Consider the following 13,964-nt stretch of genomic DNA (forward strand, 5'->3'; position numbering starts at 1 on the left):
TCGCGTCCGCGGGCCTACGCCTCGACGAGGATCGTGATGGGTCCGTCGTTGACCAGCTCGACGTCCATGTGGGCGCCGAACACGCCGGTCCCCACGGTGAGGCCCCGCTCGCGCAGGTGCGCGACCACGGACTCGACCAGCGGTTCCGCCACGGGAGCGGGGGCTGCCCCGTTCCACGAGGGACGGCGGCCCTTGCGGGTGTCCGCGTAGAGCGTGAACTGCGAGACCACGATCACGGGGGCGTCGACGTCCGACACCGACCTCTCGCCGTCCAGGATCCGCAGCTCGGCGATCTTGCGCGCGATGGTCTGCACCTGCTCGGGGCCGTCGCCGTGCGTGACGCCGACGAGCGCGACGATCCCCTGCTGGTCGAACGAGGCGGTGACGAGGCCGTCGACGGTCACCGAGGCGCGCGAGGCGCGCTGGAGGACTGCCCTCACCCGCGGCTCACCAGCCGCCGGAGGACTTGCCGCGGCGTCCGCCGCCGGAGCCGAAGCCGCCCGAGCCGAGCTTGGGACGCACATCGACGAAGTACACGATGACCGCGACGATCGCGGCGATGCCGAGCAGGCCGCCGATGCCGCTGCCGCCGCCGAACGGGTACGGCAGGGACAGGAACGCGACCACCGTCGCGACGCCGAGGATCACGAGCCAGATCGTCTTGGACCACTTGCCCGCCGCGGTGAACGCCCCCTCGGGGCGGCGCGCGGCGTCGATGAGGCCCCAGATCGCCCCCGCGAGGGCCGCGACCGAGATGACGACGATGACGGCGTGCTGCAGCCAGCCGAACAGTGACAAGGGGACACCTCCGCGATGTGGTCCTGACGGGTTACTACGCTAACGCAGGCCCCGTGGGGCAGGGCTCAGGCGGGCAGGTCGCCGCCGTCGGCCGCGCAGCCCTTGCCCATGAGGAGGCCCTTCATGGTCGGGCCCGGCTTGGGCGGGCGGTCCTCGGAGAAGCCGTCCGCGTTGACGATGAGCTCCTGCGCGGCGGCGACAGGGCCGCCGTCGGTGGGCACCGTCAGGGTCGAGGACGGGTCGACGGAGCGCTTGAGGATCGCGAGCGCGATGGGCCCGAGCTCGTGGTGGCGCGCGACGGAGGTCACGCGGCCGACCTCGGCCCCGCCCAGCAGCACGGGCGAGCCGGGCGCGGGCAGCGAGTGCTCGGAGCCGTCGAGGTGGAGCATCGTGAGGCGGCGCGGCGGCCGGCCGACGTTGTGGACCTTCGCGACCGTCTCCTGGCCCCGGTAGCAGCCCTTGTGCAGGTGCACCGCGGTCCGCAGCCAGTCGAGCTCGTGCGGCAGCGAGTGGTCGTCGACCTCGCGCGCGGCGCGGGGACGATGCGCGGCGATCCTCACGGCCTCCGTCGCCCAGGTGCCCGCGAGGGTCCAGCCGGCGTCGACGCGCGCCTGGATCTCGTCGCCGAGCGTGGCGCGGGGCACGAGCACGATCCGCCAGGGGCGCACGGTCGCGGACAGCGCCGCCGGGTCCGCGGCGTAGGACGTGCCGCCGGCGGTGACGCCGGGCCACGGATCCACCCACGTGACCGGCTCCCCGTCGCTCGCGGGACGTGCGACGGCCTCGCCGATCGCCGCCCACTCCTCGGACGCATCGTCCACCTCGACGCGCAGCATGAAGCGCATGCGGTCCAGGAACGCGGCGAGCGCCGCGGGCGTCTCGGTGAGGAGCCACGCGGTCGTGCCGTCGTCGACCAGGCCGGCGACGTGCTCGACGCGGCCCTGCGGCGACAGGATCATCAGCTCGGCGGACTCGCCGGGCGCGAGGCCCGCGACGGACTGCGTGCAGAGGGAGTCGAGCCACGTGAGCCGGTCGGGGCCGGTGACGGTGACGACGCCGAGGTGCGACTGGTCGGACACGGCGCGGCCCTCCTCGAGGGCGCGCTGCTCCGCCGTCGGGTCGCCGTAGTGCCAGGCGACGCCCGCGTCGGGGCCGAGGCCCGCGACGGCGCCGTGAAGGTCGAGCAGGGGGGAGGTCATGGCTTCTGAACGCGCGAGCGGGCGCTCAGGATTCCTGGTCCGGCTCGACGGTGGCCGCGTCCTCGGGGCCCTCGACGCGCGACAGGCGGCCGCTCGCGTAGGACTGGAGCTCCTGGCCGAACGCCTTGAGGTCCCAGGCCCACATGAGCTCGCCGCCGACGTTGCCGTACATGCGGGTGGCCGCGCGGACGTCGGGGCCGGACTCGGTGGCGGCCGCGAAGCGGCTCGCGAGGTCGATGCGGCCGTTGCCGACGGCGCCGAAGTACGCGGTGAGCAGGCCGGACGCGTCCGCCATCACCACCTCGAGCGGGTGCTGGCCCTCGCCGAGCTGGACGCCCTCGGGCGCGCTCGGCGCCACGCGCCAGAAGCCGGACTCGACGGACCACACCTGGCCCACCTCGCCGTCGGGCCCCATCAGCGTGATGGTCGACGTGTAGGTGAGGTACGGGCCGCCGTCGTGGTCGAAGACGACGCGCTGGCGGAAGTCCGCGGCGTCGATGCCGGGGTAGTCCACGACGCCGTGGCCCTCCCACGTGCCCACCACCCACGCGAGGGGGTAGACCTCGGGCGCGAGATCGGACGGGATGACGAACGTCACCGCTTGGGGCCCTTCACCAGGCGGAAGCCGACGACGCCGGCGACCCAGGCGGTCGCGCCGAACGCGGCCACGGCGAGCACGGTGAACGTCACCTCGAGAGCAGTCATGCGCCGAGTGTATGCCGGGACCCAGGTCCCGTTCCACGCCCCGGCGGTGGGGGACGATGCGCCGGCTCAGTACACGAGGGCGGTCGCGTCGGGCGCGGTCGCCTCGGCGACGAAGGCGGCGGCGCCCGCGATGCGGGCACCGGGCAGCAGGTCCGCCTCGGTGACCTCGCGCCGTGCGGCGCACTGCGCGCACACGGTGAGCGTGCCTCCCGCGAGGATGGCGTCGCGCAGCTGGGACAGCGGCGGGGAGTGGGGGATCTCGACCTCGTCGGTGCCCGGCAGCGCGTGCAGGGTCGCGTCGCCGGTGAGCCACACGCTCACGTCGAGGCCGGACGCGAGGCCCGTGGCCGCGACGGTGAAGGCCTGCATGAGCGTCTCGACGCGCTCCGTGCCGCACGTCACCTTGACGACGAGGCTCGCCACGTCAGCCGGCCGTGCGCGTGGTGGTGCGCTTGACGAGCAGGTAGATCTCGCAGCCGAGGCACAGGTCGAACACGCCGTTGAGGAACGACGCGAAGGTGACGAAGCCCGTGAAGACGTAGAAGCCGGCGTCGAACGAGGCGAGGCCCGAGGCGACCGCGAGGATCGCGAAGCCCAGGCCCATCTGCTGCGCGAAGCGCGGCGGGCGGAAGGACTCGGTCTCCTTGGGCGGGTCGAGGCGCGGGCGCACCAGCTTCTTGAACACCCACGACTGCACGGTGGCCTGCGGGCCGACGATCGCGCCGGGGATGAAGAGGAGCAGCAGGACGGCCATGATCGCGACGCCGCCGGCGTTCGCGCCGACGAGCAGCGCCGCGATCGAGAACGCAAGCTGGAAGAACGCGCCGAAGCGGGGGCCGCGCGGGTCGATCTGGATGTCCTTCATGATGCTCCCTCCCTGGTAGCCGGAGTCTACGGCTAGATCGTGTAGTCGGTGCCGGTCCGCGGCACGGCGGCCAGGGCCTCGCGGGCCTGCTGCTCCGACGGCGCGCCGGAGATGCGCGACACCACGACGCCGTCGCCGTCGAGGAGCAGGATCGTGGGGGTGCGCATGATGTCGAGCTCGCGCGCCAGGTCGAGCCGCTCGGCGGCGTCGATCTCGATGTGGGCGACGCGGGGGTCCTCGTCGGCGATGCGGCCGAGCAGCTGCGCGGTGGGCGGGCACTTCGCGCACATGGGCGTGGAGAACTGGACGAACGTGGCGTCGAACCCCCGCTTGGCGCCGAGCGTCGCCGACGACAGCGCGCCGGCGCGCTCGACCTCGCGCGCGACGCCCTGGCGGCCGCGCCACCACAGCGCGGCGGCGGAGCCGATCGCGAGGATCGCGACGACGATGATGATGCGGAGCAGCACGGGGACCTCCGGTAAGCCTCAGCCGACGAGCAGGCGGCCGCCGATGTAGACGAGCGCGCCCGCAGCCAGAACGGGCGCGATGGCCGACGACATTCCCGCCATCCATCCCTTCTGCCGCGGCTCGCGGCGCGCGAGCTCCTGCAGCAGGGTGATGATGACCGCGCACAGGAGGCCCACGCCGGCTCCCGCGTACCAGGGCAGCTCGGGGAACAGCGCGCCCGTGCCCGCGCCCGTCGCGGTGCCCAGCAGGAGCGCGAGCCCGGTGTTGAGCTGCGGGTTGCGCGTGATGACGGACACGACCGCGGACACGGCGAGCGCGACCCCGCCGGTCACCACCAGGTCCTCGGCGCCGTGCGTGCGTGCCGCGGCGACCCAGGCGGTCCCGGAGGCGACCACGATGATGCCGCCCGTGGTGGCGGCGACGGAGGTGACGGCGCGACCGCGCGTGCTCGGCCAGAACACCTCGGACACGAGCGCGGCCACCACCATGAGGGCGACGGCGACGACCATGTGCCGCAGGTGGGGCGCGCTGCGTCCGAGGAGGACCGCGACGAGGGCGAGCGCGCCGCCGACGCTGAGGATCACGGAGGCGGTGCGCCGGCGCGAGGCGCGCAGCAGCACGGGCCAGCCGAGGGCGAGCCCGACGATGAGCGCGAGCACCACGACGGCGAGGTAGCGGGGGCCCAGGAAGCCGCCGACGGCGACGAGGGCCGCGGCGGCGGCGCCGATGGTCGCCCTGGTCGTGGGAAGCATGGGCGTTAGTGTCTCAGACCTGGCACCGCTAGAGTGAAGCGCGATCGGAGGTGGCGATGGCAGACCTGCTCGTGCTCACGCCGTCGGGTGACGGCGCGGCCGACGTCCTTCCTGCGCTCGCGCTCCTGTCCCACCGTACCCGCGTCGTCGCTCCTGAGCCCTCCGCGATGCTCGACGCCATGGACGCGGACGTGCTCGTCGTGGATGCCCGCACGGACCTGGTCGAGGCGCGCAACAACTGCAACCTCATCCAGGTCACCGGCGTCGCCGTGCCGCTGCTGCTGGTGCTGCGCGAGGGTGGCATGTCCATCGTCAACGCGGACTGGGGCGCGGCGGACGTGGTGCTCGCCGAGGCGTCGCCCGCGGAGGTGGAGGCGCGTATCCGGCTGCTCATCGGCCGCGCGAACGCCGCGGACCCTCTGGACCGCGTCGCCGAGTTCTCCTCGGGCGACCTCACGGTCGACGTGGGCGGGTACACCGCACGCCTCAAGGGTGTGCCGCTCGACCTCACCTACAAGGAGTTCGAGCTCCTCAAGTACCTCATGCAGCACCCCGGCCGCGTGTACACCCGCGACCAGCTGCTGCAGGAGGTGTGGGGCTTCGACTACTACGGCGGCACGCGCACCGTCGACGTCCACGTGCGCCGCCTGCGCGCCAAGCTGGGGGCCGAGCATGAGCAGCTCATCGGCACGGTGCGCAACGTCGGATACCGCTTCGATCCACCCCAGCCGCAGCGCGCGGGCGTCCAGGAGACCGTGTAACGCTCCCCGATAGGATGGTCGGCATCCCCCGCCGCCGACCGCCTGGAGCGTCATGACACGGAATTCCGCCACCCGACTTTTCTCGCGGCTGACGCCGTCGACCGAGCGGACGCTCGTCGACGTGCTGCGCACCGAGAGGGCCGGCGGGATCCTGCTGCTCGTCGGCACGGCGGCCGCGCTCATCTTCGCGAACACCCCGCTGCGCGGGTTCTACGAGCGGCTCAGCGAGTTGACGCTCGGCCCGCACGCGCTCCACCTCGACCTCAGCGTCGCGGACTGGGCCAAGGACGGGCTGCTCGCGGTCTTCTTCTTCGTGATCGGGCTCGAGCTCAAGCGCGAGATCGTCGCCGGTGAGCTGCGCAGGCCCGCGACCGCCGTGGTGCCCATCGTCGCCGCGATCGGCGGCATGGTGATGCCGGCGCTCCTGTACCTGGGCGTCAACACCGTCTTCGCCGGGGGATCCACGGACGGGTGGGCCGTGCCGACCGCCACGGACATCGCGTTCGCGATCGCGGTCCTCGCGGTGGTGGGGCGGTGGTTGCCCAACGCGCTGCGCGCGTTCCTGCTCACCCTCGCGGTGGTGGACGACCTGCTCGCGATCATCATCATCGCCGTCTTCTTCTCGAGCGACCTCCACTTCCAGTGGCTGGCCGCGTCGCTCGTGTGCATCGTCGTGTTCGGCCTCCTGCTGCGCAAGGGCTGGGGTCACCCCGCCGTGCTGTTCCCGCTCGCGTTCGTGGCCTGGGCGACGATGCACGCGTCCGGCGTCCACGCGACCATCGCCGGCGTCGCGCTCGGCCTCATGGTGCCCGCGGTCGCCCGCAAGGGCGAGCGGACGTCGCTGGCCGAGCACTGGGAGCACGTGTGGCGCCCGGTCTCGGCCGCCGTCGCCGTGCCCGTGTTCGCGTTCTTCGCGGCCGGCGTGACGATCGACGCCGCCGCGATCTCGACCGTCGCGCACGACCCGGTGGCGCACGGCGTCATCGCCGGCCTCGTGATCGGCAAGCCGCTCGGGATCGTGCTCGCGACGTGGCTGGTCGCGACCTTCACGAGGGCGAAGCTCGACCGTGGCCTGTCGTGGCTCGACGTCACCGGCATGGGGATGCTCGCCGGCATCGGCTTCACGGTGTCGCTGCTCATCGGCGAGCTCGCGTTCACCTCCGACCCGGACCGCGTCGAGGCGGTCAAGCTGGCCGTGCTCTTCGCGTCGGTGCTCTCGGCCGTGCTCGGCGCGACGATGCTGTTCTTCCGCGACCGCTTCTACCGGCGGCTCTACGAGCGCAGGTCCACGCCGGTGCCGCTGCCGTCGAACCGGATGGCCAAGCCCGAGGACCTCGGCCGGAGCGTCGGGGTGGACCCCGCCGAGGTCGGCATCGAGGGCGCCGGCCCGCAGCCCGAATAGAGAGGTGGCCGGCGGCGCCGCGGGCCTCAGCCGTCCGCGCGCACCCGTGCGCCCGGCGCGGACGGGCACAGCGCCGCGATCTCGCAATGGGCGCAGTCGGGCTTGCGCGCCATGCACCGGCGCCGCCCGTGGAAGATCACCCGATGCGACCACAGGGTCCACTCGCGCCGCTCGATGAGCGCCATGAGGTCCCGCTCGACCACCACCGGGTCCTCGTTGACGGTGAGCCCGAGCCGCCGCGCGAGCCGGCCCATGTGCGTGTCGACCGTGATGCCCGGGATGTCGAACGCGTTGCCGAGCACCACGTTCGCGGTCTTGCGGCCCACCCCCCTCAGCGTCACCAGGTCGCGCTGGCGTCCGGGCACCTCGCCCTCGAAGCGCTCGACCAGGTCGCGCGACAGCCCCAGCAGCGACTCGGCCTTGGCGCGGTAGAAGCCGGTGGGACGGATCAGCGCCTCGAGCTCGTCGCGGTCGGCGGCCGCCATCGTGCCGGCGTCCGGGTAGCGCGCGAACAGCGCGGGGGTGACCTGGTTGACGCGCACGTCGGTGCACTGGGCGCTCAGCACCGTCGCGACGAGCAGCTCGAAGGGGTTGCGGTGGTCCAGCTCGCAGTGCGCGTCCGGGTACACCTCGGCGAGCGCGCGGTTGACGGCGCGGGCCCGTCGCACGAGCGCGACCGGCGGCGTCGCCTGGGTCGACGAGGCGACGGTGAGCGGGGTGCGTGCGGCCATGGGCTCACCCTAGCGAGCCCTCAAGCGCCGCCGCCCCGAGGCCGATACAAGCGGTGAGATGGGCGCGCGGGGCGCGTCCGCGACAGGGGAGGTGCGGGTGTCCACAGCCATCGCGGCCGATGTCGTCGCCGACCTTCGTCAGCGACGTCGCGATATGCGTCGGGAGCTGGCGCGCGTGCGCTGGTGGCGACGCCTCGTGCATGCCCGGCGCGACCTCGCGGTCGCGTTCCTCGCGCAGCCGGGGGAGGACGTGGCGGCGGGGCTCGACCTGTCGTGGGAGGCGCTCGCGGCGGGCGCGCCCACGTCCACCGAGCTGGCGCGCGCGGTGTGGCCCGACACGGCCGCGCTCGGGGTCGGCGGGCTCGAGGAGCTGGAGGCGCTCGACGCGCGGCTCGCCGAGTACGAGGCCCGGGTGGCCGCGACCCTTGATAATGTGACGGCCCAGATGGTGCGCGCCCTCACGGACGCGCATCGTGCGGAGACGGCGACCAAGGAGGGCTGACATGGCCGAGGCGGCCCGCGAGGAGCAGCTGCTGCGGTCGTCGCCGCTGTTCGGCGGCATGGACGCCGCGACCGCCCGGTCGCTGATCTCCCAGATGCGGCGCCGCGAGCTGGTGCGCGGCGAGAACATCTTCGTGGAGGGCGACGACGGCCACGCGCTGTACGTCGTCGTCAAGGGCAAGGTCAAGCTGGCCCGCACGGCGCGCGACGGCCGTGAGAACCTCCTGGCCCTGGTGGGCGTCGGCGACATGCTCGGCGAGCTGTCGGTGTTCGACCCGGGCCCGCGCCTGTCGCGCGCCCACACGGTCGAGGACACCGTGGTCTACGAGCTGCCCAAGCAGGTGCTCGACATCTGGCTCGACGACCACCTCGAGATGTCGCGCCACATGCTGCGCGCGCTCGCGCAGCGCATCCGCCGCCAGTCCAACACGATGGCGGACCTGGTCTTCTCGGATGTGCCTGGCCGCGTCGCCAAGGCGATCCTCGACCTGGGGCACCGGTTCGGCCGCATGGAGCGCGGGCACGTGACGGTGCGTCACGGCCTCACGCAGGAGGAGCTCGCGCAGCTGGTGGGCGCCTCGCGTGAGACGGTCAACAAGGCGCTCGCCGACTTCGCGTCGCGCGGCTGGATCGACGTCCACATCGGCGCCGTCGAGGTCTACGAGCCCGAGCGGCTGCGCGCCCGCTCCCGCTGACCCCGCCGCCAGGCGGCCGGGGAGGGGACGATGCGCGACCCGGGTGAGGCACGCATCGTCCGCCTGTCAGAGGACGCGCAGCGCGACGGTGATCTCCACCTCGACGGGAGCGCCGAGCGGCAGCGCGGCGACGCCGACGGCGGAGCGGGCGTGCCGCCCGGCCTCGCCGAAGACCTCCACCATGAGGCTGGAGGCGCCGTTGAGGACCGCGGGCTGGGCCGTGAAGCCGGGCGCCGACGCGACGAAGCCCGTCACCTTGACGACCGACTCGACGTTGTCGAGGCCGCCGGCGGCCTGCGCGACCGCGGCGAGCGCGTTGAGGGCGCACTGGCGCGCGCACTCCGTGGCACGCTCGGGCGTGACGTCGCCCGCGCGCTGGCCGACGAGGCCCACGGCGAGCAGGTCGCCGTCGGCCAGGGGCAGCTGGCCCGACGTGTGGACGAGGTCGCCGTGACGGCGGGCGGGCACGTACGTCCCGACGGGCGTCGCGACCTCCGGGAGCGTGAGCCCGAGCGCCGCGAGACGCTGGGTCGCGGACACGGCTACTTCTCCCCGGTGGGGCGCTTGAGGTAGGCGACGAGGCCGCCGGTGGGGCCGGTCACGACCTGCACGAGCTCCCAGCCGTCCTCCCCCCACTGGTCGAGGATCTGCTTGGTCACGTGGTCGATGAGCGGCACGGTGGCGTATTCCCAAGTGGTCATGGTGCCGAGCCTAGCCGCGCCCGGCCGGGCCGGGAGGGGCTCTCAGGAGCCTCCCTTACCATTGGCTCCATGCCTCGGTCCTCCAAGCGCCCCCGCACGAAGGTGACGTTCGTCCAGCTGCTCACCGCGCTGTCGATGTTCGTCGCCCTGTCGATCATGGGCGGATTCCTGGTCGCCGGCCTCGCCCTTCCTGCGGTGACGGTCGCCGGGTCGACCACCTCCGGCACCGCCAAGCTGTTCGACGAGCTCCCGAAGGAGCTCGCCGACGTGACGCTGCCGCAGCAGTCGAACATCTACGACCGCACCGGCAAGAACCTCCTCGCGACCTTCTACTCGCAGAACCGCGTCGTGGTGCCGCTCCAGGACATCTCGCCGTGGCTGCAGGAGGCCGTGGTCTCGATCGAGGACAAGCGCTTCTGGCTGCACCACGGCGTCGACGGCGAGGGCCTGCTCCGCGCCGCGTACGTCAACCTCAGCTCGTCGTCGTCGCCCGGCGCCTCGACCCTCACGCAGCAGCTCGTGAAGAACACGCTGCTCCAGAAGGCGATCGCGAGCGGTGACGAGGAGGAGCAGAAGGCCGCGACCGAGGTCTCCCTGGCGCGCAAGATCCGCGAGTGGCGCCTCGCGCTCGCGCTCGAGGAGAACCTCGACAAGGAGTACGGCGTCGACTGCTCCGCGGAGGACCCGAAGGTGGACTGCGGCAAGGAGCAGATCCTCGAGCAGTACCTCAACATCGCGCAGTTCGGCGCGAACACCTACGGCGCGGAGGCCGCGTCGCAGCTGTACTTCTCCAAGTCGGCCAAGGACCTCAACGCGGTCGAGGCGGCGACCATCGCGGGCGTCACGCAGAACCCCACCAAGTGGGACCCGATCCGCAACCCCGAGAACGCCAAGGCGCGTCGCGACACCGTGCTGTACCAGATGTACCTCCAGGGCCACATCACGGCCGAGGAGTACGACGAGTACAGCTCGATCCCCGTCGAGGACACCCTCAAGGTCTCCAACCCGAAGTTCTCGTGCGTGGCCGCCAAGGACGCGCCGTTCTTCTGCGACTACGTCACGAAGATCATCAAGTCCGACGAGGTGTTCAACCAGGACGGCAAGGGCCTCACCGGCGCCGACCTGCTGTACCGAGGCGGCCTCGACGTCGTGACGACGCTCGACCTGACCAAGCAGAAGGCCGCGAACGCCGCCCTGCAGGCGGCGCTGCCGGCCACCGACCCGAGCGGCTGGGCGATGGCGCTCGTGTCGCTCGACCCGTCGACGGGCCAGATCCTGGCGATGTCCCAGACCAAGACGTTCGACCCCTCCGCGGAGGAGGACGGCTCGACGGCCATCAACTACTCGGTGGACCGCAAGTGGGGCGGCTCGCGTGGCTTCTCTCCCGGATCGACGTTCAAGCCGGTCATCCTCACGGAGTGGCTCAAGTCCGGCCACTCGCTCATGGAGAACATCTCCGGCGCCGAGACCAAGTACGACCCGTACTCGTGGAAGGCGCGCTGCGTCGACGGCCCCGTCACGCTCGACTGGTGGCAGCCGGGCAACGTCGAGAACGCGTACACGTACAACCAGACGGTGCTCCACGCGACGGCGAACTCGGTCAACACCGCGTTCGTGCACATGACCAACCAGCTCGACCTGTGCGACATCCGCGACACCGCCGCCGAGCTCGGCTTCCACCGTGCCGACGGCCAGGACTTCGAGATCAACCCGACCATCGCGCTGGGCACCCAGAACGCCTCGCCGCTCACCATGGCGCAGGTCGCCCAGGTGTTCGCGAACGAGGGCGTGCGCTGCGATCCGATCGCGATCCTGTCGGTGACGGACTCGGAGGGCAACAAGCTCGACGTCCCGCCGCAGAACTGCAAGCGCGTGATCGACAAGGAGATCGCCGACGGCGTCGCCTACGCGATGCAGGACGTCATCAAGGAGGGCTCCGGCACGGTCGCGCAGCTCGCGGACGGCAGGCCCGCGGCCGGCAAGACCGGTACGGCCAACCTCAACATGCACCTGTGGTTCATGGGCTACACCCCGAACCTCGTCGCGACCGTGTGGCTGGGCAACCCCAACCACGACGAGGAGGGCACCAACATCTGGCTCAACGGCCAGTACTACCCGGTGCTGTACGGCTCCTCGCTCGCCGCACCCACGTGGAAGGCGTACATGGACGTCGCGCTGCAGGGCATGCCCGTCGAGCAGTTCCCGGCGGTGTCCAACGACGTCCTCTACGGCAAGCCCGTCCCGGTGCCGTCGATCATCGGCATGACCGCCGACCAGGCGAGCACCACCCTGTCGTCGGCCGGGTTCCGCCTGGCAGCGACGCCGAGCGAGCAGTACTCGACGGACGCCGCGCCGGGCACGATCATCGCCCAGTCGCCGAGCGCGTACTGGAAGTCCCTGCCGGGCGCGACCGTCAACTACACGGTCGCGACCGACAAGCAGCCCTCCTGGTACACCAAGTGGCCCAAGGGTTGGGACCCGAACGTCGCCCCTGACGGCTACACCGGGGAGTGGCCGCCGGCATGGTTCGCGACCAACCCCCCGGCCGGCTGGAGCGCGGGCTCGGACACGAGCGCGACCCCGACCCCCGACAACTCCGGCAAGGGCAACGGCAAGAACAGCAACGGCAAGGGCAACTGACGATGCGCCGCGTCGTCATCGGCCTCGCCGCCACCGCCGCCGCGGGCCTCGCCTGGGGCCTCGTCGAGGCGCACGCGTTCACGCTGCGCCGCCACGAGGTGCCGGTGCTGCCTGCGGGGAGCCGCCCGGTGCGGATCCTGCACCTGTCGGACCTTCACCTCACGCCGCGACAGCGGGACAAGGTCGCGTGGGTCCGCTCGCTCGCGGACGAGCAGGTCGACGCCGTCATCACGACGGGCGACAACCTCGCCCACCCGGACGCGGTCCCGACCGTGCTGGAGGCGCTCGGGCCGCTGCTGTCCAAGCCGGGCGCGTTCGTGTTCGGCTCGAACGACTACCACGGCCCGCTGCCCAAGAACCCGCTCGACTACTTCGGCGGCCCCTCCCGGCTGCGCCCGAAGCAGGCGGCGCTGCCCACCGAGGACCTGCGCGACGGCCTCGTCGCGGGAGGCTGGGTGGACCTCAACAACGCACGCGGGGTGATCGAGGCCGCGGGTGCCGTGCTCGACCTCGTGGGCGTCGACGACCCGCACATCCGCCGCGACGCCATGCCCGCCGCCGCCGAGCGGGTCGAGGGGGCCGCGCTGCGCATCGGCGTCGCGCACGCCCCGTACACGCGCGTGCTCGACGAGATGGCCGTCGACGGCGCGGAGCTCATCCTCGCCGGCCACACCCACGGCGGCCAGGTGTGCGTGCCGTTCTACGGCGCGCTGGTCACCAACTGCGACCTCGACACGAGCCGCGCGAGCGGCCTGCACGGCTGGCCGGGCGTGCGCCCCGACTCCGGCGGCTCCGGCGCCTACGTGCATGTGTCCGCGGGCCTCGGCACGTCGCCGTACGCGCCGTACCGCTTCGCGTGCCGCCCCGAGGCGACGATCCTCACCCTGGTGCCGCGAGCCTGAGCGGAGCCGATTTCGTGAATCGGGCATCGGTCCGATACTCTTGTCAGGCTCAAGACCGGGGTGTGGCGCAGCTTGGTAGCGCGCCTCGTTCGGGACGAGGAGGCCGCAGGTTCAAATCCTGTCACCCCGACGGTTGAGAGAAGGGCCGGATCCGCACGGATCCGGCCCTTCTGCATTCCACGGGGACGATGCGGTGCGCGGCTACCCGCAGTCGATCACCGACGCGTCCCACTCGACGCGCGGGACCCCGTCCACGAGCGTGAAGTGGCCGCGCTCGTGGATCTTCACGTCGCCGTAGAAGTCCTTGAAGGTGCCGGTGTGGACGAACGTCTGTCCCGGCGTCAGCAGGTACATGACGTCCTCCGTGAGCCGCCCCGTGACGTCCTCCATCGCGGGCGAGACGTAGTCGGTCGCATAGGTGACGACCGCCAGGTAGTGATAGGTCCACGAGCCGTCCGCGCGGGGGCGGAACGTCTCGTGGAACGTCTTCACGGTGTAGGTGGTCACATTGGGCTCGGTGGAGCACGCGTCGTCCTCGTAGTACTCGCTGAAGACGTAGCCGTGCTGGACCTCGGTGCCGTTGCCCGCGGCGGCGGGTGCCGCCCATGCGAGCGCGAGGCCGAGAGCGGCCGCGAGGCCGACCGCGAGACGTGTCCGGACAGTGTGCATGGTGCCTCCCTCTCGTCGGCGTGGCGCCGATGCGCGACGCCCCTCCGAGCGTGGGTCGGCCCGGTATGCCCGCGGTATGCAGGGTCCGCGTCGGACGCGCCTCCGCGTCTCCGCGCGCCCGCGGCGGCACCATGTGCCCTTGTATAAGGCCAAGTGTCGCGCCTAATAGGCAAGT

18 protein-coding genes and 1 tRNA gene are annotated in these 13,964 nt (G+C 72.2%); 7 read left to right on the forward strand and 12 right to left on the reverse strand.

Annotated elements, in window-relative coordinates; genetic code table 11:
* Positions 1–14 precede the first annotated feature (14 nt).
* The 8 genes from dtd to AOM04_RS03720 form a co-directional block, all read right to left on the reverse strand.
* Positions 15–440 carry a D-aminoacyl-tRNA deacylase gene (gene dtd, locus AOM04_RS03685; protein WP_062462563.1) on the reverse strand — a complete coding sequence of 142 codons (426 nt, stop codon included), beginning with the start codon at positions 438–440 and terminating at the stop codon, positions 15–17.
* Between the two features lie 7 nt (positions 441–447).
* Positions 448–798, reverse strand: a complete 351-nt coding sequence (locus AOM04_RS03690) for a DUF2516 family protein (protein ID WP_062462565.1) — start codon at positions 796–798, stop codon at positions 448–450.
* A gap of 65 nt (positions 799–863) precedes the next feature.
* The gene (gene ygfZ / locus AOM04_RS03695) at positions 864–1,997 is read right to left on the reverse strand and encodes a CAF17-like 4Fe-4S cluster assembly/insertion protein YgfZ (protein WP_062462568.1); all 1,134 of its coding nucleotides are present in this window, start codon (positions 1,995–1,997) and stop codon (positions 864–866) included.
* Positions 1,998–2,022: 25 nt separating this feature from the next.
* On the reverse strand, positions 2,023–2,595 hold the full coding sequence (locus tag AOM04_RS03700) for a heme-binding beta-barrel domain-containing protein (protein WP_062462571.1): 573 nt from the start codon (positions 2,593–2,595) through the stop codon (positions 2,023–2,025).
* 173 nt (positions 2,596–2,768) lie between these two features.
* On the reverse strand, positions 2,769–3,125 hold the full coding sequence (locus tag AOM04_RS03705) for a DsrE family protein (protein ID WP_228373606.1): 357 nt from the start codon (positions 3,123–3,125) through the stop codon (positions 2,769–2,771).
* A 1-nt stretch (position 3,126) separates the two neighbouring features.
* Positions 3,127–3,567, reverse strand: coding sequence for a DUF4395 domain-containing protein (locus AOM04_RS03710; protein WP_062462575.1), 441 nt, complete (start codon positions 3,565–3,567; stop codon positions 3,127–3,129).
* A gap of 32 nt (positions 3,568–3,599) precedes the next feature.
* On the reverse strand, positions 3,600–4,034 hold the full coding sequence (locus AOM04_RS03715; protein WP_062462578.1) for a thioredoxin family protein: 435 nt from the start codon (positions 4,032–4,034) through the stop codon (positions 3,600–3,602).
* 18 nt (positions 4,035–4,052) lie between these two features.
* Entirely contained in the window at positions 4,053–4,787 is a 735-nt protein-coding gene (locus AOM04_RS03720; RefSeq protein WP_062462581.1) for a hypothetical protein, read from the reverse strand.
* 56 nt (positions 4,788–4,843) lie between these two features.
* Between AOM04_RS03720 and AOM04_RS03725 the strand changes: the two genes are divergently transcribed.
* Both AOM04_RS03725 and nhaA read left to right on the forward strand, forming a co-directional pair.
* A complete protein-coding gene (locus AOM04_RS03725; protein ID WP_062462584.1) occupies positions 4,844–5,548 on the forward strand; it encodes a response regulator transcription factor in 705 nt (234 codons plus the stop codon).
* Between the two features lie 52 nt (positions 5,549–5,600).
* On the forward strand, positions 5,601–6,950 hold the full coding sequence (gene nhaA, locus AOM04_RS03730) for a Na+/H+ antiporter NhaA (protein ID WP_082104363.1): 1,350 nt from the start codon (positions 5,601–5,603) through the stop codon (positions 6,948–6,950).
* A 26-nt stretch (positions 6,951–6,976) separates the two neighbouring features.
* Here nhaA and nth read toward each other — a convergent pair whose 3' ends face one another.
* Positions 6,977–7,681: an endonuclease III gene (nth, locus tag AOM04_RS03735; protein ID WP_062462587.1), complete on the reverse strand. Its 705-nt coding sequence runs from the start codon at positions 7,679–7,681 to the stop codon at positions 6,977–6,979.
* A 97-nt stretch (positions 7,682–7,778) separates the two neighbouring features.
* Between nth and AOM04_RS03740 the strand changes: the two genes are divergently transcribed.
* Both AOM04_RS03740 and AOM04_RS03745 read left to right on the forward strand, forming a co-directional pair.
* Complete coding sequence (locus tag AOM04_RS03740; protein ID WP_156160602.1) at positions 7,779–8,183, forward strand: hypothetical protein; 405 nt, start codon at positions 7,779–7,781, stop codon at positions 8,181–8,183.
* Between the two features lies 1 nt (position 8,184).
* On the forward strand, positions 8,185–8,877 hold the full coding sequence (locus tag AOM04_RS03745; protein WP_062462592.1) for a Crp/Fnr family transcriptional regulator: 693 nt from the start codon (positions 8,185–8,187) through the stop codon (positions 8,875–8,877).
* Between the two features lie 66 nt (positions 8,878–8,943).
* Here AOM04_RS03745 and AOM04_RS03750 read toward each other — a convergent pair whose 3' ends face one another.
* A complete protein-coding gene (locus AOM04_RS03750) occupies positions 8,944–9,417 on the reverse strand; it encodes a RidA family protein (protein WP_062462596.1) in 474 nt (157 codons plus the stop codon).
* Between the two features lie 2 nt (positions 9,418–9,419).
* Entirely contained in the window at positions 9,420–9,578 is a 159-nt protein-coding gene (gene sp36 / locus AOM04_RS14455) for a Sp36 family protein (protein WP_074789164.1), read from the reverse strand.
* Positions 9,579–9,647: 69 nt separating this feature from the next.
* On the opposite strand from sp36, the gene AOM04_RS03755 reads away from it, so the two are divergent.
* The 3 genes from AOM04_RS03755 (at position 9,648) to AOM04_RS03765 (ending at position 13,250) form a co-directional block, all read left to right on the forward strand.
* On the forward strand, positions 9,648–12,218 hold the full coding sequence (locus tag AOM04_RS03755) for a penicillin-binding protein (RefSeq protein ID WP_062462599.1): 2,571 nt from the start codon (positions 9,648–9,650) through the stop codon (positions 12,216–12,218).
* Positions 12,219–12,220: 2 nt separating this feature from the next.
* Positions 12,221–13,120: a metallophosphoesterase gene (locus AOM04_RS03760; RefSeq protein ID WP_062462602.1), complete on the forward strand. Its 900-nt coding sequence runs from the start codon at positions 12,221–12,223 to the stop codon at positions 13,118–13,120.
* A 56-nt stretch (positions 13,121–13,176) separates the two neighbouring features.
* Positions 13,177–13,250 (forward strand) — tRNA-Pro (locus AOM04_RS03765).
* A 71-nt stretch (positions 13,251–13,321) separates the two neighbouring features.
* Here AOM04_RS03765 and AOM04_RS03770 read toward each other — a convergent pair.
* Positions 13,322–13,789 (reverse strand): hypothetical protein, encoded by a 468-nt coding sequence (locus AOM04_RS03770; RefSeq protein WP_062462605.1) that lies wholly within the window; start codon positions 13,787–13,789, stop codon positions 13,322–13,324.
* Positions 13,790–13,964: the final 175 nt, after the last annotated feature.

Origin of the sequence: Demequina soli, from assembly GCF_000971195.1 — a bacterium.
GTDB lineage: Bacteria > Actinomycetota > Actinomycetes > Actinomycetales > Demequinaceae > Demequina > Demequina soli.

What these genes read in the sequence shown, in the direction of transcription:
- ygfZ (WP_062462568.1), bottom strand. Translation starts at nt 1,997, where the DNA reads ATGACCTCCCCCCTGCTCGACCTTCACGGCGCCGTCGCGGGCCTCGGC.
- AOM04_RS03725 (WP_062462584.1), top strand. Translation starts at nt 4,844, where the DNA reads ATGGCAGACCTGCTCGTGCTCACGCCGTCGGGTGACGGCGCGGCCGAC.
- AOM04_RS03710 (WP_062462575.1), bottom strand. Translation starts at nt 3,567, where the DNA reads ATGAAGGACATCCAGATCGACCCGCGCGGCCCCCGCTTCGGCGCGTTC.
- nhaA (WP_082104363.1), top strand. Translation starts at nt 5,601, where the DNA reads ATGACACGGAATTCCGCCACCCGACTTTTCTCGCGGCTGACGCCGTCG.
- AOM04_RS03760 (WP_062462602.1), top strand. Translation starts at nt 12,221, where the DNA reads ATGCGCCGCGTCGTCATCGGCCTCGCCGCCACCGCCGCCGCGGGCCTC.
- nth (WP_062462587.1), bottom strand. Translation starts at nt 7,681, where the DNA reads ATGGCCGCACGCACCCCGCTCACCGTCGCCTCGTCGACCCAGGCGACG.
- sp36 (WP_074789164.1), bottom strand. Translation starts at nt 9,578, where the DNA reads ATGACCACTTGGGAATACGCCACCGTGCCGCTCATCGACCACGTGACC.
- AOM04_RS03720 (WP_062462581.1), bottom strand. Translation starts at nt 4,787, where the DNA reads ATGCTTCCCACGACCAGGGCGACCATCGGCGCCGCCGCCGCGGCCCTC.
- AOM04_RS03770 (WP_062462605.1), bottom strand. Translation starts at nt 13,789, where the DNA reads ATGCACACTGTCCGGACACGTCTCGCGGTCGGCCTCGCGGCCGCTCTC.
- AOM04_RS03745 (WP_062462592.1), top strand. Translation starts at nt 8,185, where the DNA reads ATGGCCGAGGCGGCCCGCGAGGAGCAGCTGCTGCGGTCGTCGCCGCTG.
- AOM04_RS03755 (WP_062462599.1), top strand. Translation starts at nt 9,648, where the DNA reads ATGCCTCGGTCCTCCAAGCGCCCCCGCACGAAGGTGACGTTCGTCCAG.